The following is a 21269-nucleotide window of genomic DNA, read 5'->3' on the forward strand; positions in this document are numbered from 1 at the left end:
GACGGCTCAGGTCGTTCGCTTCGCGGCGGATTGTGCCGATTTCTGCGGCTTTGCCGGGCTCTTCTGCTCCCGCGCCGCCTGGGCCTTCGGCAGCCTTGCGCGGGCCAACGCGCGCGCCTTCTTTGATCTGGTGTTGGCAGCTTCCTTGCGGTCGGTCGCAACGCCGCGCTTCGAGATATACTCCTGACCGTCGACCGGGCCGACATGCGGCGGATCGCGGTCGAGATACGGCCGACCGATGCCGAGCGCCTTGCCGTTGGCGTCCACCCACTTCCATAACACCTCGGTCGAGACCCAGCGCTGCGCGCGGCTGTTGCCGGCGGTCGAGACGATGTCGGCCGCCATGCCGTGACCGTAGCCGCCACGGAGGCTGCCGCCGTGATAGGAACGGTTCGAGGCTGCCTTCAGCCCGCTCGCAATCTCCTGGCGGTAGTCGTCACGGAACGCGCTGGTGATTCCCGGCGACAGACCGGCGGCTTCGGCCGCGAGCAGCATGCGAAACAGCTTCTGCTTGAAACTCTTGTCCATGCCGCCGATGACGTAATCCATCAGCGCCATCTTGGCGTGGTCGGCCGCCTTCGGATCCTTCCAGGCAAAATCCTCGTCGACGAGTTTCGTGAAGCTGCGCATCACCGTGACCATCTTGCCCCTGCGCTTGATGGTGACGGCGCGGCGGTCCTCGACCTTGATCGAGTCTTCCTTCGGCGTGCGCTGATAGAGTGCCCAGAGATAGCGGTCGATGCAGGCATCCATGGCGAAGCATTCATCGAGCACGGCCACGGTATCGGCGGAGGGCGATGCCTTGCTCTCGGCCACGGGCCCGCTTGCGATCGCCCCGGGTGACAGCGTTTCCTGCGGCACGACGTCGCCGGGATCGGCGGATGCAAGCTTGATGGTGGGCTCGGGCGTGGGCGCTGCTTCGCTCTCGACGGGAGCTGCCTCGCTGATGACTGCGGCGGCCTCGCTTGCGACCGGAGCCGGTTCAGGCGCGATCTGCGGCGCGGGTGAGGGGGCCGCAACTATGTCAGTCGGATCGGCCGAGGCGAGCTGGACGGTGGGGGCGGGTGTCTCGGGCGGTGGTGCTTCGACGAGTGCCACGCTCGGTGTCGCAGCCGCGGCGGCGGCGATATCGGCGGTCAGGGCGATGCCATCATCGATCGTCGCCGCGCGCGGGATGTCGGCAAGCTCGAGACGGGTGAGATCTTTTGCGCGGGAGACGGCGGCTGCATTGGCGCCGCTGTTCTCGATCAAGGCAGGGGCATAGGCGGAGAGGGAGAGCGCCAGCCAGCCGACCATCACGGCCGAGGGGCACGAGACCGCCACAAGAAGAGACCGCCGATCATTCATGATCCCTGCCTCCAAGGTTCGTCAGCGAACCAGATTGCACAGCCAAGCACGCGGCGCCTCAATTGTTCGGAGGACGATGTGGCGGCGCAATGGCGCAAATCCCCTGGAAAGGGCTTTTCACGCGAGTGTTGCCCGAATGCAACTTTGGTTCCCGTGCGGTTCCAGCGGTTATGGGCAGGGAAAAGCAGGCAAAATCGCCCTTGGATGTTCATTAAATTGAGCTATCCCGATTTACTCAATCTTGGATTGTGATGGTGCATTGCTCGCGTGCCGGCAACGTCCGGTAGATCTGGGAAGGACATGCTTGTGAAGTTGAAATGCTTGCTGGTTGAGTTCGTGGCCGATGAATCCGGTGCCACAGCGATCGAATACGGCCTGATCGCAGCGGGCATTGCGCTCGCGATTATTGAAGTCATTTATGCGCTCGGCACCAATCTCGTTGCAAAGCTGCAAGCATTGGCGACCGCTTTGAAATAGGGCGCTGTCGCCTGCGCGTTAAACATATCGCTATGCAAGGCACGCGATATTGCGTTGCAGCAATGCATGTCGCAATGCAGCAAATCTGACTTACATGGGCTCCGAACTACTCTTTGGAGCATCACCATGAACAACAAGACTTTGTCGATCGCAGCCGCTGTCCTCGCTCTTGTGGGCACGACTGCCACCTTCGCCGCCGAACTGCCGGCCTATGAGGCCAACGGCATTCCGGCCTCGCCCGTGCAGGTTCGCGTGCTCGGCGCCGCCCATGTCGAGCAGCAGGTGACGGCGCCCGCCACCAGCGTAACGGCGCTCCAGGCCGCCGTGCTGACGCCGCGCAAGCTGAAGACTGCGACCGTGGGCTCCGCCCGCTAAGACCGACATTGCACCGGGCCTGGGAGCCCGGTGCCAAGACCTTCACGACATCATGGCCGGGCTTGTCCCGGCCATTTCTTTTTGTCCGCGGCCGTCATGTCCGTCGCGACGAAGTGATCGCTCACATCGCGGGTGTGTTCCATCTCATGTCGCGTGTTGATGCGCAGACCGAGAATCCCTTCAGAAAAATTCCTCGCAACGCGCGACTTGTGTACCGGCGTTCAAAACGAGTGTGATCTCCTTAATACTTGTTTTGCAGATCGCGGCGCTTGATGCGGGCGCCGCATATTGGCGGCCAAGAATCGTTTTTCATAATGGAGTCCGTCATGCCTGTTGCGCAAAAAGCCGTTGTTGTCGCCAATTCGCCGCGCGAGTTCATCGTCCGGCATGCTGCAATGTTCGCAGCCGCCGCGCTGTTCGTGTTCGTGCTGGGCCTGACCTATGGGCTCGATCTCAGCCCCGGCTTCTTCTGAGCGATGACACCCTCCGCACTGCGCGCACGCTTGTGCGGGGAAGTGCTGCTGGGATGACCGAGTCCGATTGCGGCGAGCCGCAATCGGCGCTGAGGTCTACAAGGCGCGCCGCGTGCCAGCCCTGCAACCGCGTGGGTTGAGCCGATGTGCGCACTGACATAAGCCTTGGCCCATGGATCAGCGGACGAGCGGCGCTGACGCTCTCACTCAAACGAACGATGCGACGCAGGCGCTTCTCGGCGTCGTTTGCGGGCTGTCGGCTGCGCTGTTCTGGGCGCTCGGCTTTGCCGGCACGCGGCACGGGCTGAAAGTCGGCTTCACGCCGGTCGATCTGCTGGTGCACCGCTACGTCTGGTCGGGCATCGCCTTCCTGCCGCTGGTGTGGCGGGCCGGCGTCTCCGATCTCTGCGGCATCGGCTGGGCGAGGGGCCTTGCGCTGATGGTGCTCGGCGGCCCCGTGATGTCGCTGATCTCCTACACCGGATTCCTGTTCGTGCCGCTCGGCCATGGCAGCGTGATCCAGCCTTCGTGTGCGACGCTCGGCGGCCTGTTGCTCGCCGCTCTGTTCCTGAAGGAGCGGATCTCCGCTTCGCGATTGACCGGTGCGATTGTGATCGTCGGCGGGCTCGGCGTGATCGGCGCGGAATCGATCGGCCATATCGGCATCGACGGCGTGCAGGGCGATCTGATCTTCGTGCTGACCGGCTTGATGTTCGCAGGCTTTGGCGCGCTGCTGCGCTACTGGCGCGTCTCGGCGGTGTCGGCCGCGCTCGTCATCAACGTGCTGTCGCTGCTGCTATTGCCGATCTATATCGCGACCGTCGGTCTCGCCCACGTCGCCGCGATCGGCATCACCGAGAACGCGATCCAGGCGCTGGCGCAGGGCGTGCTTGCGGGCCCTGCCGCGCTCTATCTCTTTGCAGTCTCGGTGCAGCGCCTCGGTGTCGCCCGCGCGGCCGTGTTTCCGGCCTGCGTGCCGGCGCTGACGCTGCTCACCGGATGGCTGCTGCTTGGCGAGCCGCCGACGGCGCTGCAGGCCGCCGGCCTCGTCACGGTGCTGTGCGGATTCTACCTCGCGCAGCGGCAGAGGTAGAGCGCGCCGCGACTAACCGCTCTTGGCCTGCGGGCTGCAGGTGACGGTGCAGCTGTTGAAATCGCAGACCAGCAGCTGCGATTTCGCCGGGCATGCCTTCAGGCTGCGGATCGGCTTGGGCTCGCTACCAGGGACGACCATCTCGAGCGTGGTGCAGCTGCCGTATCTCGAGCAGGCCCCGCTCGGGAAAACGATGTCGGTACACCGACAGCTCTGGAAGGCGTTCGCCGGCGTGGTGCCGATCAACGCCAGGGACGCGGGGGCCACGATGAGCGACGCGGCCAGGATGAACTGACGGAAATGCATGACGACCTCCCTATGATTGTAAAGTATGCGGCAAGTTACCACAGGGGAGGTGCAGCGCTTATGAAGCGCCTCACAAGGTCGCTCGCGCGACGAAGTTCTAGTCTCCGACGCTAATCTCCGACCTGGACCAGCCGCGATCCCTTGAGCCGGGCTGCGTGCCCTGGGCCCGACAAAATCGCGAAAACAACCCCATGCACAGTAGAAATTGCTACGGAATTTATCGATTCGTCGAAACCGAATAACATTTGACCCGTCGGGCAAAACAGGCGCATGATGGCAGGATCGGCAGGCGCGATGGATGGCAGCCTGTAGCCCGGATTGCGCTGCGCTCCATCCGGGCTGCGCTCGCTTTAGGTCCAGTCTTTCGCCTTCGGGAAGCAGGCCTGCTTGCGCGGGCTCCAGACGTAGTCCGATCCGCCGCAGGGCGGGCGTGGACGCGCGGTGGCCGGGCATTCGTTCCAGACACGCGCGCCGGTGCCCCAGCCATCGACCACGCAGGCGCCTGTCATTGTCGGGTGGCAACCGGGGCCGCAGAGGCCGTCGGCGTTGGCGGCGCCGACCGCGCCCAGCAGCAGCGCAGGGGCCGTGAAGGCCAGCAAAAGGCGTGGAAGATGCTTCATCATGCGCTCCTGCGTCAGCCGAGCCTTGAACCTCGCACACGTTTTTGACGCGAGACGGCCGGCCGCTCCGCCGGAGCATAGCACCGAATCCCGCGGTCGCGAACGGGGGCCAGGAGCCAGTGCTACGATCCGCCGTTCAGGGATTTCGCGACGAGGGGGCCGCCGAAGTGGTAGTTGGGGCCGACCCGCGCCACCACGGAGCCGACGACGCCATGACTGTCCTGCTCAACATCGACGTCCCCGATGTCGAAGCCGCCACGACCTTCTACATCGCCGCGTTCGGGCTCACGGTTGGCCGCCGCTTCGACAGCGACTTCGTCGAGCTCCTGGGCTGGCCGGCGCCGGTGTATCTGCTGACCAAGCAGGCCGGCACGCTGGGCGCAGGTAGCGACCGCCGCCGCTACATCAGGCACTGGACGCCGCTGCATCTCGACGTCGTCGTCGACGATGTCGATGCCGCGGTGGCGCGCGCGCTTGCTGCCGGCGCGATCCTGGAGGCACCCGCGCGCGATGCGCCCTATGGTCGGATCGCGATGCTGGCCGATCCGTTCGGGCACGGGTTTTGTCTCTTGGCGTTCAGCGCGGAGGGGTACGACGCGTTGCTCCCATAAGCGAAATCGCGAAAACGGTGGGAGGTTGCGCAGATCGGCACGGGCGTCATCCCGTCGAGCCGCATCCATCCGGCCACTTATGCCTTCTTCACGAACTCCGACTTCAGGTTCATGGCGCCGATGCCGTCGATCTTGCAGGCGATGTTGTGGCGGTCGGTCGCGTCCTGGAGACGGATATTGCGGATCTTGGTGCCGCCCTTGACGACCGACGAGGAGCCCTTGACCTTGAGGTCCTTCATCACGATGACGCTGTCGCCGTCAGTGAGCACATTGCCATGGGCATCGCGCACGCCGGCCTCCTGCGGGGCTTGCGCGGCTGCATCGCCCACGACGCTCCATTCATGGGCGCATTCCGGGCAGATCCAGAGGCCGCGATCCTGATAGGCGTGCTCCGACTGGCAGCTGGGGCATTTGGTGGCGTCGGTCATGATGGGTCTCGATCTCGGAGCTAGGTAGGGACAGTGGCGGGGCGTCAGCGAAACAACGCGACGAAAATCACGTAGAGCCAACCCAGGATCCCGTGGATGATCGCCCACAGAATCGAGTGGTTGTTGGTGTAGGAGATCGCGATGGCGAGCGCCGAGCCGAAGCCCACGCCGTATTTCGCGCCCTCGACGCGGACGCCATAATACCGATTGCCGTTCATGGTGATCCTTTCCGGAGATTGCGCTGCATTTCTTCCTATGAGCATCGCGCAGGCGACTTGACGCAGATCAATTGTCCTCCGCGCGCGCCGACCTACGCTCATATCGCTAGTCGGTTTTAAATCAGCCGTCCATGAACCGCGCCGTGCCCGAGACCCGGATCGAGCTGCCCTTGGCCTCGCCGATCTCGGCGCGGATCAGCGAGCGGGCGCCCATGTCTTCGCCCTGGACGATGTCGATGGCGCCGCCATGCGGCCAGCCGATGTCGCGCAAGTAACCTGCGAATGCGGCGGCGGCGGCACCGGTCGCGGGATCCTCGACCACGCCGCCGGCGGCAAAGGCATTGCGCACATGAAACAGCCGCGGCGTCTCCACGCTCACCAGCGCGATGGTGACCAGGCCCGCTTGCTCCATCAGCGCGCGGCCCCGCTCGAACTCATAACTCATGCGCGCCAGCGCCTCGCGCGATCGCAACGCCAGCAGGGCATGATCGGCGCCGCCGTGAATTCTTGCAGGCCACAGTTTTGGGTCGAGATCGCCGCTGGCGTAGCCGAACAGATCCAGCAACGCATCCTGCAGCGACGCATCGAGCGGCGCGCTGCGCGTCGGCGGCGACTGCAGCGCGGCTGCGATGGTGGTGCCGTCGCGTTTGCCCGAGACGGAAATGACGGCATCGTTCAGATGCAGCCCAAAGCTGCGATCACCGAAGCGATGCGCGAGCGCCGCGCCGAGCGCGATGGTGGCGTGGCCGCAGAACGGCACCTCCATCGCCGGCGAAAAATAACGCACGCGCCAGGCTTCACCCTCGGGGGCGGCAAAGGCCGTCTCCGAAAAGCCGACCTCGGCCGCGATTGCCTGCATCGCGGCTGCATCCGGCAAGGCATCGCCGATCCAGACGCCGGCGGGATTGCCGCCCGTGTTGCCGTCCGAGAAGGCGGCGATACGGAGGAGGGTGGTCATGAGGTGATCCTGTTGGCCGGCAAGCCGCCGGTGCGAGCGCCAGGCCCGCTGCGTAGGATGGGTAGAGCAAAGCGAAACCCATCAATAGCTGTCTTGGAATGATGGGTTTCGCAAGGGCTCTACCCATCCTACGGTAGCAGGGCAAGCCCCGCATAAGCTGGCGTTGGGATAGAGGCATCTCACTCTGGGCAGGAGGAGATTCTGCAATGCCGATCGCGGGGCAAAAGCTGGCCTTTGTCATGGCCTCGTCCAGCCACGGAACGATGATCGTCAATCGCTTTGACTATCGCATGGTCGCCCCGGACCGCGGCTATGGCGTTGGGCATCAGATCCTCGAGGCCGCCGCATTCGATCCCGGCGAAGTCAAGATCGCGCTCGAACTGCTGGCCTTGCGGCGGAAGCGCCATGGTGACGGCGTGATCGCGATCGACTGCGGCGCCAATATCGGCGTGCACACCATCGAATGGGCCTCGGCGATGACGGGCTGGGGCTCGGTGATCGCGATCGAGGCGCAGGAGCGGATCTACTATGCGCTGGCCGGCAACATCGCCATCAACAACTGCTTCAATGCGCTGGCGGTGCATGCGGCCGTGTCCTCCGAGTCAGGCACGCTGCAAATTCCAAATCCGGACTATTTTACGCCATCCAGCTTCGGCAGCCTGGAATTGCAGCAGCGTCCGAACAACGAATTCATCGGCCAAGAGATCAACTACAGCGACAACACCGTTCTGGTCCGGAAGATGACGCTGGACGAGCTCAATCTGCCGCGGGTCGATTTCATCAAGATCGATATCGAGGGCATGGAGATGCAGGCGCTCAGCGGCGCTCGGGAGACCATCAAGGCATACCGCCCGATCCTGCTGATCGAAAAGATCAAGACGGATCTCCGGCAGCTCGAGCAATGGCTCGTCGACAACGGCTACCAGCTGATGGGTCTCGGCATCAACATTCTCGCTGTCCACGGAAGCGATCCGAGCCTGAAGGATATCAACGCCGGCCCGCAGACTCACGCGGCTTAAGCGAAAGCGAAGGTCTCGTAAGGTGGGCAAAGCGAAAGCGTGCCCACGCACTTTTTTGTGACGCAGAGAGATGGTGGGCACGGCGCAAGTGCGCCTTTGCCCACCCTACGGCTTCGTGGCGAAGATGTAGATATCATGTCACAAGCCGCAAGCGAATTCGCTTGCCTTGCTTGGCGTCCTTTTGCACTCTTGGCGGGCAAGGAGACCAACGCATGAAGATCAAGACTGTCGCGTGTGCGCTCGGAACGGCCGTGGTGTTGTGCAGCCTCGGGATGCCAGGTGCTGAAGCCAGGACGCGGAAAGCCGTCGTCGTTCGCGCGCCACAAGAGAGGCTCATCGTCACGGCGCCGGTGCTGAGGCCAACGCCGTGGGACTACAATGTTGTCCCACGCTATCGCTATCGCCCCGAGGACGACCGCGTCGATCCCTACGGCCCGCCGATCGTGCCGTCATATGTTCGTTACGAGGGATGGCGGTGGCCGTATTGGTGGTAGGCCACCGACGGACATCGCGCGAACGGTCTCGTAGGGTGGGCAAAGGCGCAACGCGCCGTGCCCACGATCTCTCCATGATTGCGACGGATATGGTGGGCACGCTTTCGCTTTGCCCACCCTACGGCACTGAGATTGCCGCTTCATCGCGTTAACCCCCGCGTTGTCCACGGGTTGCTCAAAATAACGCCCGTCTGTACCCTGCGTTGCAGAAGCGCTGGTTTTCCATTCGATGGGCCTGTTGACATGACTGCAATCGATGGCGTGGTTCCGGAGCAGGGTGCCGACCGGGAACTGCCGCCGAAAATGCCGCCCGGCGTGCTGGTCGACGGCCCGGTGGTCGACGCAAAATTTCGCGATTCCTACATCTCGTTCGCCATGATGATTTTGGGCTCGATCGGCGCGCTGATCTGGGCCTTCTGGCAAGGCATCGGACGGGTGGAGGTTTCGGTCTTCGCCGGCATGTTCATGCTGACCACGATGGGCATCGGCTTCATGCATCGCTACTTCGTCCACCGCAGCTACCGCTGCGGTCTGGTGATGCGGACGATCCTCGCTGCGGTTGCCACGATGGCGGTGCAGGGCTCGATCCTGAAATGGGTGAGCAACCACCGGCGGCACCATCTTCACTCCGACAAGCCCGGTGACGTCCACAGCCCCTATTATGACGGCTTCGGCAACCGCATCGAAGGTTTCGCCAAGGGGATGGGGCACGCGCAGGGCGGCTGGGTGTGGGACCAGGCGACCACCGATTCCGAATATTACGCCAGGGACATTCTGGCCGACCCGATCGCCATGTTCTTCACCAGGACGCGCTGGTACTGGTACGCGCTGTCGGCGCTGATCATTCCTGCTGTCATCGGCTATGCCTTTGGCGGCGTGCACACGATGATCGGCTGCGTGCTGTTCTCCGGCCTGTTGCGCAGCTACCTCATGACCATGGCCACCTCGCTGGTCAACTCGGTCTGCCATAGCGACGGTCGCTGGGGCTACCGTCGCTATGAGCTCAACGACGGCACCACCAACGAGCTGGTGACCACGATCCTCACCTTCGGCGAGGGGCTGCACAACAACCATCACCGGTTTCCGCGCGACGCTTATCTCTCGCACGCCTGGTACGAGATCGACATCAACGGCCTGATCATTTTGGGGCTTGGGAAGCTTGGGCTGGTGACCGATATTTTTGCGGCCGGAAGCCGGCAGCGCGGCGCGGACGGCGGGAAGAGTTCTGTGCCGGATACGGAAGCGACGGTGTGATCGGACGCCCGTAGCCCGGATGGAGCGCAGCGCAATCCGGGATGTTGCCACAAGGACTATCGGCCCCGGATTTCGCTGCGCTCCATCCGGGCTACGCTCTCCAAGATCTAGTTTGTAGGATGGGTAGAGCGAAGCGAAACCCATCAACAGCCGTCGCGGAATGATGGGTTTCGCAAGAGCTCTACCCATCCTACGGACTGCGGCTCTCCGGAATGCAGAGTTGCCAAACGCAGGCGGAATAGCCAACTTTGGTTGCTAATCCCGACGGGGCATTCATTCAGCTCCGCGTAAGCGATTTTGAAAATATTTGGAGGGCGCCATGAATTGTTCGATTTTCCGAATTTTCTTCCTTGCCGTTGCAGCCGTCGTCGTTGCCTCGGTCCATCCCGCGTCCGCGCAGATCGTGGCGCTCGGCCACAGCGCGGTCCACGGCAACGTCTCCGAATCCGAGATGTGGCCGGCCCTGCTGGAGGGATTGCTGCGCGCCAAGGGGTCTCAGGTTCATGTCGCCAATGCCGGCGTGTGGGGCGAGACCACCGATGCGACACTTGCACGTACGCCGACCGCCGTCCCGGCAGGGACGAAGCTCGTTCTTCTCTGCGACAATCCGGCCAATGACGTCAGGCACAATATGAGCCCGGTCCAGGCCATGCAGAACATCGCGGCGATCAAGAGCCAGTTGAAGGCGCGGGGCATCCGGGTCGTCGACGTCTGGGGAACCTACATGTCGGTCTGGCGGCAGCCGGGCAGCGTCGGTCCCGACGGGCGTCATCTCAGCGTCGAGGGCAACAGGAAGATGGCGGCGGCGGTGGTCGGCGTGGCGAGGTAACACCCCGTTAATTGTCGTCATCCGCCGCAAGGCGCTGAAACTGCCGCTTCATCGCGTTGACCCGCGAGACATAGTTTGCGACGAGGTGATCGCCGCAGCGCTCGGTGGCGATCATCTGAAAATGTCGCCGCGCATAGGCGGTGGCGGGACCTCCGCCGCAGAGATGGATGAAGGCGGCTAGATCCTGCTTTTGCTGTGCGGTGGCCTTCACATCGCCGGCGCGGGCGAGAACATCGGCCACCTGTCGATCGAGATACACCGAGGCCAGTTCGATGGCGTGGCTCCGGATCGCGCGGGTGTAGAGGAAGGTAGAACCGCAGCCGCTATCCGTGACCGCGTTGCCGCGGATACAGAACCGCGCGGCCTCGCTGAGGGCTGGATCGGTCATCTGGTAGAGGCCGACGGCAGAGGAGGCGGGCCGATAGATGGCGAGCGGGTTAAAACTCCATCGCCAGCGCCAATAAGTCCGCGCCACCGGATTGCCTGAACTCTCGACCTGCGCCAGTGCAGCCAGCAATTCGGGCGTGATCGTTGCGGTAGAATAGGTCCGGAACAGCGCCCCGTATCGCCGCCAGGTCTCGGCCGGCTCCTTGTCGAGGGAGTTGCCGACGAAGACGAACAGTTCGGTGGGTTTGCGGATGACGTGATAGGTGATGTTCAAGAGGGCGAGGGCGGCAAGCAGGATCGCCGTGCCACTCGCGATCCGAACCATGCGTGGTGCGCGCGAGAAATTCTTTCGTGCCCACCGGGCGCGCCGCATGACGCTGCGCAGGCGAGGGAGGAGGTTTTGGCTTATTCCGGGCATGGTCAACGATCAGAGCTGCGAGAACGATGCTGACGACCAACAATTCATGGAAGCGGACATTCTGGCGGACTGTGTGGGTTCTGGTTGGCGCAGCGGCAGGGCTGAATCGCACAGCGCCCAAAAAAAAGTCATACCGCAATTGTGAATTGGCCCACAGACGGCGGCCGTCCTGTCTGTTTATCTGCCGCCAAATGGCCCCTCGTGCGCACGCTTCGCATTGCGCACCCGGCGCCTTTCGCATTTCGCGACTCCTGGGTGATCGTTATGGGCGTTTTTCATCGCACGGCCATGCTTTGCAGCTGGTTCATCGAGTCCACCATGAGCGGGTGTACCGAGAGATTTCGCGTGCGCTGAACAAGGCGCGCAGGAGTTTTCTTGAGGCCCCGCCGGTGAGGACGGGGCCTTTCTCATGTTCGCAATCTGCCCACTCCAATCCGGCGGCGCCTTCGCGAGAAGGAGCAGGGTCATGTGGGAGTATTTCGGACCCGATTTCGCTTTCGACGTCGTCAAAGGGGTGGTCGCTGGAATCGCCTCATTGGCATTTCAGGTCGTCGCACCGCGGACCTTTCGTGCCGCGGCACAGTTTCGCGCGCGCTGGGTTGCGAAGAGGGCGGCAAGGCAAGCTGCAAGGCAAGCTGCACGAGAAGCTGGAAGACAAGCGCGTCGAAATGCGGTGGCGAACGATGAGCGGTGAAGAGCGAGTAGTCCGGGTGGAGCGTGAGCGACATCCGGGCTGCGCGGCGTTCTCGCCGCCGTGCACAATCATCCGCCCTACGGCACTACCAATCCGGATCGCCGTAAGGATCCGCCATGTAGGGCGGGGGCATCCAGGGTCCTCGCGGCGGCGGCCTGGGCCGCCGGGGTGCGGCCGCTTGCACGTGCGGCCGTGCAGGCGCAGCCGTGTCGTTGTTCATCACGCTCCGCACGGCGGGTTTCGCGGGCGCAGATGTGGATGAAGCCGTCAGCTGTGTTTGCAGCGCCTGGACCTGTGCGGCGAGGCGCGCATTGTCCGCCGCATCCTTCTCCTGCGCCGCCTTGAGCTGTTGAATGGTGTCGGCCTGCTCGCGCAGCGCCTGCTCGTTGCGGCTCTTCAGTTGCTCGAGCTTTCCGTTGATGCTCGCAAGCTCGCCTGTGATGGTCTTGAGCGATTGCGCGAGATCGGGCGACGACTGGTCAGGCGCTGTGGCGGCAGGTCTTGGTGCGCTTTCCGCTTCCTTGGCGACCGGCAGCGCGGGAGCCGGAGTTGGCTGATCCGCAGCAGCCAGTTGCAGAGCCGGCGGTCGCGCGGGAGTTTCGGCCGTGGATGCTTGCGGGGACGCAGTCGCGGCCGGCGGAGCCCATCGCGCCACGATCGACCTGGCTTCGTCGCGATATTGCGAAGCGAAGGCGGCACCGAGAATGCCGATCGCCAGCACGAGGATAACCAAAGCACGCAGCATGGGCCGATCTCCCTTCAGGCCTTGAGCGCGAACCTTGCCATCAGGCGGCAGCGCCTTGTCCCTGGGAGTTTCAACCGCCTTCGCGCCGGCACTTGCCTGCGAGACCCGCGGGCTTTCGCCGCCACGTTCCATTCCGGAAACCAGCCGGTCCAGCCGCGCAAGGTCTTGCTCTGCGCTCTTGATCTGGTCATAGGCCCGCGCCAGCCCGCCATCGGCGCGCTCCTCCGGCTCGGGGGCATCAGGCTTTTGGGTATCAGGTTTGGGGTCGTCCGCTTCAGGCACCGATGCACGCTCCATCCAGTCGGGCGTTAATGGGAGTGCGGCAGTCCGATCGCAGGAAGGATAGGCCTCACCATTGTCCAACACAACGCGCGTGCGGAGGAGAAATTGTGGCGGCCTCGGGGGCGGATCGAGGCTCCGGCACTGTTCACCGTAATTTGGAGCCGGCAATTAATAGCGGCCGCCGCTGCCCTTTTGCTGCGTGATCCAGTCCGACAATGTTTTCGGTGTCGATTTCGCAGTCCGGCCCGGTGATGCCTTGGGATTGTCGCGGACGCCTTTGGTCGGACGGGTGCGCGGCGCTTCCGTTGCGTTGACGCTCCTCAAGGCAGCCGTCGATGCCTCGGCTTCCTTCTCGAGGCGCAACTGTTTCAATCGCGCCATCTTGATGCGCTCAGCCTCGACTCGGGGTTCGTCGGACAGCAGCGGCTTGGGTTGAGCAAGCTCGGCCGGGACCAGGACACCGAGAATGGTCGTCTCGCCGAGCGCCTTGCAGGCTTCGAGCCGATGCAGTCCCTCGACCAGAACGAGGCGGTCTCCGTCGAGCCGAACGGAAATGGGGGCCTGTTGTCCGATGTCCAGCATACTTTCCGCGATCTCCCCGACGATCTCGGGCTTGATGGCTTTCTTCTGCTTCGTGGGAACGAAGATCTTCTCGATCGGGAAGCTTTCCGGTTTGGGCATAACTCGACTCCGCTTCTACCGGGCCCGTCGGAACCCATGCCGGCGGGGTTGGGAGTTTAGCTCGTAGGATGGGTGTAGAGCGAAGCGAAACCCATCAATGTCCGTCGTGGAATGATGGTTTCGCAAGTGCTCTACCCATCCTACGGGCTGTCACCGCAATTCCATCATCTTCGCGAACCGCAATTACGGGTGGTTGAACGCTTATGACACCCATCATCCCCGCGTGTCGCGGTGGCAAGCAGGAAAAATGGCAACGTTGAGGCTGTCAATGACAGATTGGGTTAGTAATGCCACTTATCCACGTCATACACTGAGTGCCGTTTGGGGTGCGGGCTGCATATTGGGAGGGTCGATCATGGCAAGTGCCGAACAATTGCGCAGACGCGAAGGAGTGAACCTGGTTCAACTCGAGGCGGACATTTCATCGATCCGCCAGGGAAGCTCGATCGCTTCAATTGCTCTGCCTAATTACGTCGAGCACACCGAGGGCGTCACGCGCGTCGGCGCGCTCAGTGCAGAGGCGGTCATTCGCGACTATGAATCCGCTGCAAGAGAGATCGAGGCCATGGGCACCGAGTTGATCGACGCCGCGCAAAAATGCGAGGTGCTGACTGCCCAGGTCCATGATGCGATTGCCTTCATGCGCGAAACGGCCGCGGGCTATCGTGAAGAGGGACGCAAGATATTCAAGCGCATCGAAGAATGCGCGCTCTTCACGGAAGACGTCCGCAAGACATGCGAAGAGGTCAAACGCAGAATGACGGAAATCTCGGTCGGCGAGTCCCCGAATGAGGAGATTGCGGCGCCAGTGCGCGAGCTGAGCGGAATCGCGGCCAAGGTGTCGATGGCCGAGATGCCGTGATGCGGGAGCGGTAGTCCGCAGGATGGTTGCGAAACCCATTACCTTCGTCAACAGGAGTTGATGGGTATCGCTTCCGCCTTCGCATTACGGTGCATTACGGTGACAGTGCACTCAATGGATCGGTCAGCATCACCGGCAAGTTAAGTGCACTGTCAACCGTAATCACCACCGTAATCACCCGCAATTGTGAATATGAACATTCGTTCAGAGGAACGGGCGTTGGGTTCATTTCGTTGCATTGAGGGGCTTACTGCGAGGAGGACATCATGAAAACAAAGATCATTGCGCTCTCCGCTGCTGTTCTCATGGCTACAGCACCTGCCGTGTTTGCTCAGGGCGTATCGAGCAACACCCCAGGTCACGAGATGCAGCAGACGGGCTCTAAGAAAGGCGAGCCGGGCGCTTCCAGCTACGCTCCCGGACACAAGATGCATCACGCGATGCACAACCCGAAGGCTTCGAAGAGGGCCGGCCCCGGCGCGTCGAATTACGCTCCAGGTCAAACCACCGGTGCAAGCACGAAGTCAACCACCGGCTCGAGCACAAAGTCAGGGTACTGAGGTCCAGGTACTGAAGTCCAAGCGATTATGGTGGCGGTGCATTCAATCCACATCGATTAGGCCGATTAGGCCAATTAAGTGCACTGTCACCTAATTGACTATCCAACACAACGCGCGTGCGAAGGAGAAATTATCGCGGGCTCGGGGGCGGGGCGGATCGGTCGCCTAGGCGGCGTGTTCCCTGGATCGCGTTACGTCGCCACGTCCTGCGAGCAGGCCGGCGATCGAGATATCCTCGTCCAGCGCTTCCCAGTGCAGGCCGACGCGGCTGAGCTCGACCTGATTGCGTTCGTCCGGCGTTGCATGCAGCAGGCGCGGAAACCACGCGAGCGGGACACCAAGAGTCCGTCCATCGGACAGTTCGACCCACATCGTGTGTTCGTCGAAGCGAACGCTAGTTGCCGAAATGGTCATGCCAAGCCTTGAGAAGAAGATCGCGGTTGTCTTCCACCGCGCGCAGGATATTCGAAAGTTCCCGCGGATTGAAGCCATAACTGTCGGCTATTGATATGGCAGGCTCAAGCTAAATCTTGGCGTCCCGGCCGCCGCCTCTGACGTGGACATGCGGCGGCTCGGGTGGCTGGCCTTCGTTTGAGAAGAAGTAGTAGCGCAAGCCGCCCTGGCGCAATGCAACTGGCATCAATGCCTCCGGGCGGCTTGCGTGTCCGTATCAGCTACACCCCGTCGTGCTGCCGCAAGTATCGCACTTCATGCAGGTGCCATTCCGCACCAGCGTGAAGTTGCCGCACTCCGAGCACATCTCGCCCTCGTAGCCCTTGGCCTTGGCTTCGGCGCGGCGCTCGGCCTTGCTGGGAGCCGCCTGCGCGGCGCTGCCGGACTTGCTCCACTGGAGGGCTTCCAGCTTCTCCGTGGGCGAGAGGTCGTGGCTCACTTCCTGCTTCAGCGCGACCGCGCCTTCCAGGACATCGCCGGCGCCGCGGGCGGTGGCGCCGTGGGAGGCGAGCGAGGTGACCTTGCTGCCGCCGGTCGGGGCACTGTCGTTGCCCGAGACGACCGCGGCCGAGCCGCCGCGCATCACCACCAGATTGTCGGTGCGGGAGCGGGTGAGGCCGCGCGAGACCAGCTTGGTCGCCTGGTGGGTCTCGTTCGGCTCCTTGCCTTCTTCCACGCCTTTGCCGAGCGCGTCGAAATTCGACTCGGTCGGGTCGACATGGGCGAGATCGAAGCGCGACATGTAGCTCACCGCGAGCTCGCGGAAGACGTAGTCGAGGATCGAGGTCGCGTACTTGATGCTGTCGTTGCCCTGCACGGGGCCCGCCGGCTCGAAGCGGGTGAAGGTGAAGGCGTCGACATATTCGTCGAGCGGCACGCCGTATTGCAGACCGAGAGAGACCGCGATCGCAAAATTGTTGATGAAGGAGCGGAGTGCGGCGCCTTCCTTGTGCATGTCGATGAAGATCTCGCCGAGACGGCCGTCGTCATATTCGCCGGTGCGCAAGTACACCTTGTGGCCGCCGACGACCGCCTTCTGGGTGTAGCCCTTGCGGCGATCCGGCATCTTCTCGCGCTCGCGCATCACGATGATGCGCTCGACCAGCTTCTCGACGATCTTTTCCGAGACCTGGGCGGCACGCGCCGCCATCGGCTTCTCGTAGAGGCTCTCGACCGCATCGTCCTCGTCCTCGTCATCGCTGATGAGCTGCGAGTTGAGCGGCTGGCTGAGCTTGGAGCCGTCGCGATAGAGCGCGTTGGCTTTCAATGCCAGTTTCCACGACAGCATGTAGGCGGACTTGCAGTCCTCGACAGTGGCGTCGTTCGGCATGTTGATGGTCTTGGAGATCGCACCCGAGATGAACGGCTGGGCGGCCGCCATCATGTGGATGTGGCTCTGGACCGACAGATAGCGTTTTCCGATCTTGCCGCAGGGGTTGGCGCAATCGAACACGGAGTAATGTTCCGCCTTCAGATGCGGAGCACCTTCGACAGTCATCGCGCCGCAGATGTGGATGTTGGCCGCCTCGATCTCGCGCTTGGTGAAGCCGACGGCCTGGAGCAGGTCGAAGCCGGGGGCTGCGATCGCCTCGGCACCGATGCCGAGCTGGTCGCGGATAAAATCCTCGCCAAAGGTCCATTTGTTGAAGGCGAACTTGATGTCGAAGGCGGTCGGCAGGGCCTTTTCGACCTTGGCGATCGCTTCATCCGTAAAGCCCTTGGCCTTCAGCGTGGAGGCGTTGATGCCGGGGGCGTTGGACAGCGAGCCGTGGCCGACGGCGTAGGCTTCGATCTCCGCGATATCAGCTTCGCGATAGCCGAGCGCGCGCAGCGCTGCGGGGACCGCGCGGTTGATGATCTTGAAGTAGCCGCCGCCGGCGAGCTTCTTGAACTTCACCAGCGCGAAGTCGGGCTCGATGCCGGTGGTGTCGCAATCCATCACCAGGCCGATCGTGCCGGTGGGCGCGATCACCGTGGTCTGGGCGTTGCGATAGCCGTGCTTCTCGCCGAGCTCGAGCGCCGCATCCCAGGCTGCCTGCGCGTGGCTGACGATATCAGCCTGCGGGCAGGAGACGAGGTCGAGCGGCACCGGGTTGACGCTGAGCGCCTCGTAGCCGTTGGACTGGCCGTGGGCGGCGCGGCGGTGGTTGCGGATGACGCGCAGCATGTGCTGGGCGTTCTTCTTGTAGCCCGGGAAGGTGCCGAGTTCAGCAGCCATTTCAGCGGAGGTCTTGTAGGTGATGCCGGTCATCACGGCGGTCAGCGCGCCGCAGAGCGCACGGCCTTCCTTGCTGTCATACGACAGGCCCATGGTCATCAAGAGGCCGCCGATGTTGGCGTAGCCGAGGCCGAGCGTGCGGAACTCGTAGGAGAGTTCTGCGATCGCGCGCGACGGGAACTGCGCCATCATCACGGAGATTTCGAGCACGATGGTCCAGAGCTGGCAGAGGTGCTCGTAGCCGGCGACGTCGAATTGCTTCGTCGTGGTGTTGTAGAAGGTCAGCAGGTTCGCCGAGGCGAGGTTGCACGCCGTGTCGTCCAGGAACATGTATTCCGAGCACGGGTTGGACGCGCGGATGTCGCCGGACGACTTGCAGGTGTGCCAGTCGTTCATGGTGGTGTTGAAGTGCAGGCCGGGGTCGGCCGACGCCCAGGCGGCGTAACCGATTTTCTCCCAGAGGTCGCGCGCCTTCAGCGTCTTCGTCACCTTCCTGGAGGTGCGGGCGTTCAGGTTCCAGTCACCGTCGGTTTCGACAGCGCGGAGGAAGTCGTCCTTGAGCGAGACCGAGTTGTTGGAGTTCTGCCCCGAAACCGTGAGGTAGGCTTCCGAATCCCAGTCGGTGTCATAGACGTCGAACTGGATGTCCTTGTAGCCCTGCTTGGCAAATTGGATGACGCGCTTGATGTAATTGTCAGGCACGAGGCTGCGGCGCGCGAGCTTGATCTCGCGGCGGAGCGCTGGGTTCTTCTCGGGGTCGAAGCAATCGTCGCCCGAGCCTTCGCAGTTCACGCAGGCCTTCAGCACCAGCTTGAGGTGCTTCTGGTTGATCTTCGATCCGGTGACCAGAGCGGCGACCTTTTGCTCCTCCTTCACCTTCCAGTCGATATAGGTCTCGATATCGGGGTGATCGACGTCGACGACGACCATCTTGGCCGCGCGGCGCGTGGTGCCGCCCGACTTGATCGCGCCGGCGGCGCGGTCGCCGATCTTGAGGAAGCTCATCAGGCCGGACGAGCGGCCGCCGCCGGAGAGCTTTTCGCCTTCGCCGCGCAGGCGCGAGAAGTTGGAGCCGGTGCCGGAGCCGTATTTGAACAGGCGGGCTTCGCGGACCCAGAGGTCCATGATGCCGCCCTCGTTGACGAGGTCGTCACCGACGCCCTGGATGAAGCAGGCGTGCGGCTGCGGATGCTCGTAGGCCGACTTGGACTTGGTCAGCTTGCCGGTGAAGGGGTCGACGTAATAATGGCCCTGGCCGGGGCCGTCGATGCCATAGGCCCAGTGCAGGCCGGTGTTGAACCATTGCGGCGAGTTCGGCGCGACCATCTGCATGGCGAGCATGTAGCGGAGCTCGTCATAGAAGGTCTGGGCGTCCTCGTCGGAGGAGAAATACTTGCCCTTCCAGCCCCAATAGGTCCAGCAGCCGGCGAGGCGGTCGAACACCTGTTTTGCGCTGAGCTCGCTGACATAGCGCTCTTTCTCGGGCAGGAGGCTCAGCGCCTCGGTATCGGGCACGGAGCGCCACAGGAAGGAGGGGACGGATTCTTCCTCGACCTTCTTCAGGCGCGCAGCGACGCCGGCTTTGCGGAAATATTTCTGGGCGAGCACGTCGGAGGCGACCTGCGACCATTCGGTCGGGACCTCGACGCCGTCCATTTTAAACACGACCGAGCCGTCGGGATTCCTGATCTCCGACGTGGTCAGCCGGAAATCGATCCCGGCGTAAGGTGACTGTCCCGAAGTGGTGTGGCGCCGCTCAATCCGCATGGTCTTGCCCCGTCCTTATTTTGCCCGAACCGCCCCTCGTTGGGGACGCGCCGGGTAACGATTGTTCTCACGCGACTCCTCCCAGGCCTGATGGCCCAAAGGCACCGCAGTTCAGCCGGTGGATCCGGCCCAGTTTCTCCCGACGCGATTCCTCGATGCGCGCATCGATCACCGGCCGGCATGTCCAGATCCATCCGCCCCCAAGGGGATGAGCCCGACATGCGTTCAACGCCCCACACGCCACTTCAACCAATTGCCATCCGAGCCTGTTGCCGGCCCGTTCTGGCGCCCAAGAGTCCGCTCACCGAGGGCACAGACAAGCCCTCATCCCGCTGCCTTCGTCTGGCCTGGCGGAGTGCAGTTCTGCGGACCCTTTGGGGGAGTGCCGGCGGGACGCAAACTCACTCGCGCCGAACGGACCGAAAGCTAGGACTCTCCGTTGCGCCCGTCAAGAACTAGTGCGAGTTCCTGAATCAAATACTAAATATGGTGGATTGCGGGGGATAACAGGGGGCAAGCCCTCACCTGTTGTTGAACCAAGTATCAGTGAGTCCTCAGGGATTCCCAACCGAAAAAATTTGCATCCCGTGACCATACGGACCCTTCATCCCGCTGTTCACAGGGCTGGTATATTTTTGAGGTGCAGGGTTGCGCCAGCGGGACTCACGTAATGGTACGGAAGGAGAGGGCAGGCATGCCCGCCGGGGTGGTGGTCTGAGCGCCGAATTCGGGCCAAGCTGAGCTCGATTTTGCCGGACTGCCCACATGCTTGATTCGACTCGACCGGTGCTGCGGCCACGCATCGCCCCGGCCGGCCTGATGTTCCTCGCGATCACCTCGATCGGCTGGGGCTTCAATTGGCCGGTGACAAAGTTCCTGCTCGGTGAGCTGCCGCCTTTGACCCTGCGCGGGGTGACCGGCGTGCTCGGCGCCGTGCTGCTGGCCGCACTCGCCCTGGTCCGCGGCGACAGCCTGAAGGTCGCGGGCGCGATCTGGCCGCGGCTGGCGACCGCCGCCATGCTCAACGTCACCGGCTGGATGGTGCTGATGGGGCTGGCGCTGCTGTGGCTGCCGGCGAGCGAGGCGGCGCTGATCGCCTACACCATGCCGGTCTGGGCCTCGCTGATCGCCTGGCCCGTGCTGGGGGAGCGGCCGACGGTGCTGCGCACGCTCGGGCTGGTGATGGCCTTTGCCAGTCTCGCCTCGATCATGGGCGGCAACGGCATCGCCGCCAGCGCCGAGAAGCTGCCCGGCATCATCATGGCGCTGTGCGGGGCGATCGGCTTTGCCGTCGGCACGGTATTTTCGAAAAAGTACCCGATCCACCTGCCGCCGATCACGGCTGCCGCCTGGCAGATCGGGATCGGCTGCCTGCCGATCTCGATCATAGGCCTCCTGATCGAGACCTCGCATCTGGACAAGGTGACGCCAATCGGCTGGTGGCTGCTAATCTATTCGACCGTGGTGCAGTTCTGCATCGCCTATGTCAGCTGGTTCGCGGCCTTGGCCCGCCTCCCGGCCTCCGTCGCCGCGATCGGGACCATGGCGGTGCCGGTGATCGGCGTGGTGGCGTCGGCGCTCGCGCTGGGAGAGCCGCTCGGGGCAGGGCAGATCGCCGGGCTGGTCTTCACGCTTGCCGCGGTGCTGCTGGCGACGCGCTAGGGCGCCGATCGAGCGCTCGGCCCGCATCGCATTCCCGC

The 21269-nt window shown here is 63.2% G+C and carries 24 protein-coding genes and 1 pseudogene; 13 read left to right on the top strand and 12 right to left on the bottom strand.

The genetic code is table 11. The annotated features are described in order from the left end of the window. Positions 1 to 6 precede the first annotated feature (6 nt). Positions 7 to 1347: a hypothetical protein gene (locus V1280_RS04340; RefSeq protein ID WP_334519459.1), complete on the bottom strand. Its 1341-nt coding sequence runs from the start codon at positions 1345 to 1347 to the stop codon at positions 7 to 9. Between the two features lie 312 nt (positions 1348 to 1659). Here V1280_RS04340 and V1280_RS04345 point away from each other — a divergent pair, with 312 nt between their 5' ends. The 4 genes from V1280_RS04345 to V1280_RS04360 all read left to right on the top strand — a co-directional run bounded on the left by V1280_RS04345 (position 1660) and on the right by V1280_RS04360 (position 3765). Beyond that, positions 1660 to 1824 carry a Flp family type IVb pilin gene (locus V1280_RS04345; RefSeq protein ID WP_187437599.1) on the top strand — a complete coding sequence of 55 codons (165 nt, stop codon included), beginning with the start codon at positions 1660 to 1662 and terminating at the stop codon, positions 1822 to 1824. Between the two features lie 126 nt (positions 1825 to 1950). Further along, positions 1951 to 2199: a hypothetical protein gene (locus V1280_RS04350; RefSeq protein ID WP_334519462.1), complete on the top strand. Its 249-nt coding sequence runs from the start codon at positions 1951 to 1953 to the stop codon at positions 2197 to 2199. A gap of 326 nt (positions 2200 to 2525) precedes the next feature. Next, complete coding sequence (locus V1280_RS04355; protein WP_334519464.1) at positions 2526 to 2672, top strand: hypothetical protein; 147 nt, start codon at positions 2526 to 2528, stop codon at positions 2670 to 2672. Between the two features lie 172 nt (positions 2673 to 2844). Continuing rightward, positions 2845 to 3765, top strand: coding sequence for a DMT family transporter (locus tag V1280_RS04360; protein ID WP_334519467.1), 921 nt, complete (start codon positions 2845 to 2847; stop codon positions 3763 to 3765). A gap of 12 nt (positions 3766 to 3777) precedes the next feature. Here V1280_RS04360 and V1280_RS04365 read toward each other — a convergent pair whose 3' ends face one another. Then, positions 3778 to 4071 carry a hypothetical protein gene (locus V1280_RS04365; RefSeq protein WP_334519470.1) on the bottom strand — a complete coding sequence of 98 codons (294 nt, stop codon included), beginning with the start codon at positions 4069 to 4071 and terminating at the stop codon, positions 3778 to 3780. A gap of 350 nt (positions 4072 to 4421) precedes the next feature. Then, positions 4422 to 4694 carry a hypothetical protein gene (locus V1280_RS04370; protein WP_334519473.1) on the bottom strand — a complete coding sequence of 91 codons (273 nt, stop codon included), beginning with the start codon at positions 4692 to 4694 and terminating at the stop codon, positions 4422 to 4424. Between the two features lie 209 nt (positions 4695 to 4903). On the opposite strand from V1280_RS04370, the gene V1280_RS04375 reads away from it, so the two are divergent. Next, positions 4904 to 5302: a VOC family protein gene (locus tag V1280_RS04375; protein WP_334519476.1), complete on the top strand. Its 399-nt coding sequence runs from the start codon at positions 4904 to 4906 to the stop codon at positions 5300 to 5302. Between the two features lie 77 nt (positions 5303 to 5379). On the opposite strand, the gene V1280_RS04380 is transcribed toward V1280_RS04375, so the two are convergent. From V1280_RS04380 to V1280_RS04390, 3 genes are all read right to left on the bottom strand, one after another. Next, positions 5380 to 5730, bottom strand: a complete 351-nt coding sequence (locus V1280_RS04380; RefSeq protein ID WP_334519479.1) for a zinc ribbon domain-containing protein YjdM — start codon at positions 5728 to 5730, stop codon at positions 5380 to 5382. 44 nt (positions 5731 to 5774) lie between these two features. Next, entirely contained in the window at positions 5775 to 5948 is a 174-nt protein-coding gene (locus tag V1280_RS04385) for a hypothetical protein (RefSeq protein WP_018644642.1), read from the bottom strand. 121 nt (positions 5949 to 6069) lie between these two features. Then, on the bottom strand, positions 6070 to 6906 hold the full coding sequence (locus tag V1280_RS04390) for a PhzF family phenazine biosynthesis protein (RefSeq protein WP_334519482.1): 837 nt from the start codon (positions 6904 to 6906) through the stop codon (positions 6070 to 6072). A 206-nt stretch (positions 6907 to 7112) separates the two neighbouring features. Here V1280_RS04390 and V1280_RS04395 point away from each other — a divergent pair, with 206 nt between their 5' ends. The 4 genes from V1280_RS04395 to V1280_RS04410 all read left to right on the top strand — a co-directional run bounded on the left by V1280_RS04395 (position 7113) and on the right by V1280_RS04410 (position 10502). Beyond that, entirely contained in the window at positions 7113 to 7925 is an 813-nt protein-coding gene (locus tag V1280_RS04395; protein WP_334519485.1) for an FkbM family methyltransferase, read from the top strand. 212 nt (positions 7926 to 8137) lie between these two features. Then, a complete protein-coding gene (locus V1280_RS04400) occupies positions 8138 to 8419 on the top strand; it encodes a hypothetical protein (protein WP_334519488.1) in 282 nt (93 codons plus the stop codon). 243 nt (positions 8420 to 8662) lie between these two features. After that, a complete protein-coding gene (locus V1280_RS04405; protein ID WP_334519491.1) occupies positions 8663 to 9673 on the top strand; it encodes an acyl-CoA desaturase in 1011 nt (336 codons plus the stop codon). Between the two features lie 319 nt (positions 9674 to 9992). Then, on the top strand, positions 9993 to 10502 hold the full coding sequence (locus V1280_RS04410) for a GDSL-type esterase/lipase family protein (protein WP_334519494.1): 510 nt from the start codon (positions 9993 to 9995) through the stop codon (positions 10500 to 10502). 7 nt (positions 10503 to 10509) lie between these two features. Here the strand turns inward: V1280_RS04410 and V1280_RS04415 are convergent, their stop codons facing one another. Continuing rightward, positions 10510 to 11307, bottom strand: coding sequence for a lytic transglycosylase domain-containing protein (locus V1280_RS04415; protein ID WP_334519497.1), 798 nt, complete (start codon positions 11305 to 11307; stop codon positions 10510 to 10512). Here V1280_RS04415 and V1280_RS04420 point away from each other — a divergent pair. After that, a complete protein-coding gene (locus V1280_RS04420) occupies positions 11213 to 11452 on the top strand; it encodes a hypothetical protein (RefSeq protein WP_334538631.1) in 240 nt (79 codons plus the stop codon). The genes V1280_RS04415 and V1280_RS04420 overlap by 95 nt on opposite strands. A 634-nt stretch (positions 11453 to 12086) precedes the next feature. Here V1280_RS04420 and V1280_RS04425 read toward each other — a convergent pair. Together V1280_RS04425 and V1280_RS04430 are read right to left on the bottom strand one after the other, a co-directional pair. Further along, positions 12087 to 13043 (bottom strand): hypothetical protein, encoded by a 957-nt coding sequence (locus V1280_RS04425; protein ID WP_334519500.1) that lies wholly within the window; start codon positions 13041 to 13043, stop codon positions 12087 to 12089. A 153-nt stretch (positions 13044 to 13196) separates the two neighbouring features. Next, positions 13197 to 13709, bottom strand: coding sequence for a ParB N-terminal domain-containing protein (locus V1280_RS04430; RefSeq protein ID WP_334519502.1), 513 nt, complete (start codon positions 13707 to 13709; stop codon positions 13197 to 13199). 355 nt (positions 13710 to 14064) lie between these two features. On the opposite strand from V1280_RS04430, the gene V1280_RS04435 reads away from it, so the two are divergent. Then, complete coding sequence (locus V1280_RS04435; protein WP_334519504.1) at positions 14065 to 14571, top strand: hypothetical protein; 507 nt, start codon at positions 14065 to 14067, stop codon at positions 14569 to 14571. Positions 14572 to 14837: 266 nt separating this feature from the next. Then, positions 14838 to 15131 (top strand): hypothetical protein, encoded by a 294-nt coding sequence (locus V1280_RS04440; RefSeq protein ID WP_334519507.1) that lies wholly within the window; start codon positions 14838 to 14840, stop codon positions 15129 to 15131. A 165-nt stretch (positions 15132 to 15296) separates the two neighbouring features. On the opposite strand, the gene V1280_RS04445 is transcribed toward V1280_RS04440, so the two are convergent. From V1280_RS04445 to V1280_RS04455, 3 genes and pseudogenes are all read right to left on the bottom strand, one after another. Further along, the gene (locus V1280_RS04445; protein ID WP_334519510.1) at positions 15297 to 15545 is read right to left on the bottom strand and encodes a DUF2442 domain-containing protein; all 249 of its coding nucleotides are present in this window, start codon (positions 15543 to 15545) and stop codon (positions 15297 to 15299) included. Next, positions 15526 to 15771, bottom strand: a pseudogene (locus V1280_RS04450) (DUF4160 domain-containing protein). Before V1280_RS04450 ends, V1280_RS04445 begins: the two are co-directional and overlap by 20 nt. A gap of 30 nt (positions 15772 to 15801) precedes the next feature. Continuing rightward, positions 15802 to 19569: a vitamin B12-dependent ribonucleotide reductase gene (locus V1280_RS04455; RefSeq protein ID WP_334519513.1), complete on the bottom strand. Its 3768-nt coding sequence runs from the start codon at positions 19567 to 19569 to the stop codon at positions 15802 to 15804. Between the two features lie 765 nt (positions 19570 to 20334). Between V1280_RS04455 and V1280_RS04460 the strand changes: the two genes are divergently transcribed. Continuing rightward, positions 20335 to 21231: a DMT family transporter gene (locus V1280_RS04460; RefSeq protein ID WP_334519516.1), complete on the top strand. Its 897-nt coding sequence runs from the start codon at positions 20335 to 20337 to the stop codon at positions 21229 to 21231. The last annotated feature ends 38 nt before the right edge of the window (positions 21232 to 21269 follow it).

The sequence above is a fragment of the Bradyrhizobium sp. AZCC 2230 genome, assembly GCF_036924495.1.
GTDB lineage: Bacteria > Pseudomonadota > Alphaproteobacteria > Rhizobiales > Xanthobacteraceae > Bradyrhizobium > Bradyrhizobium rifense.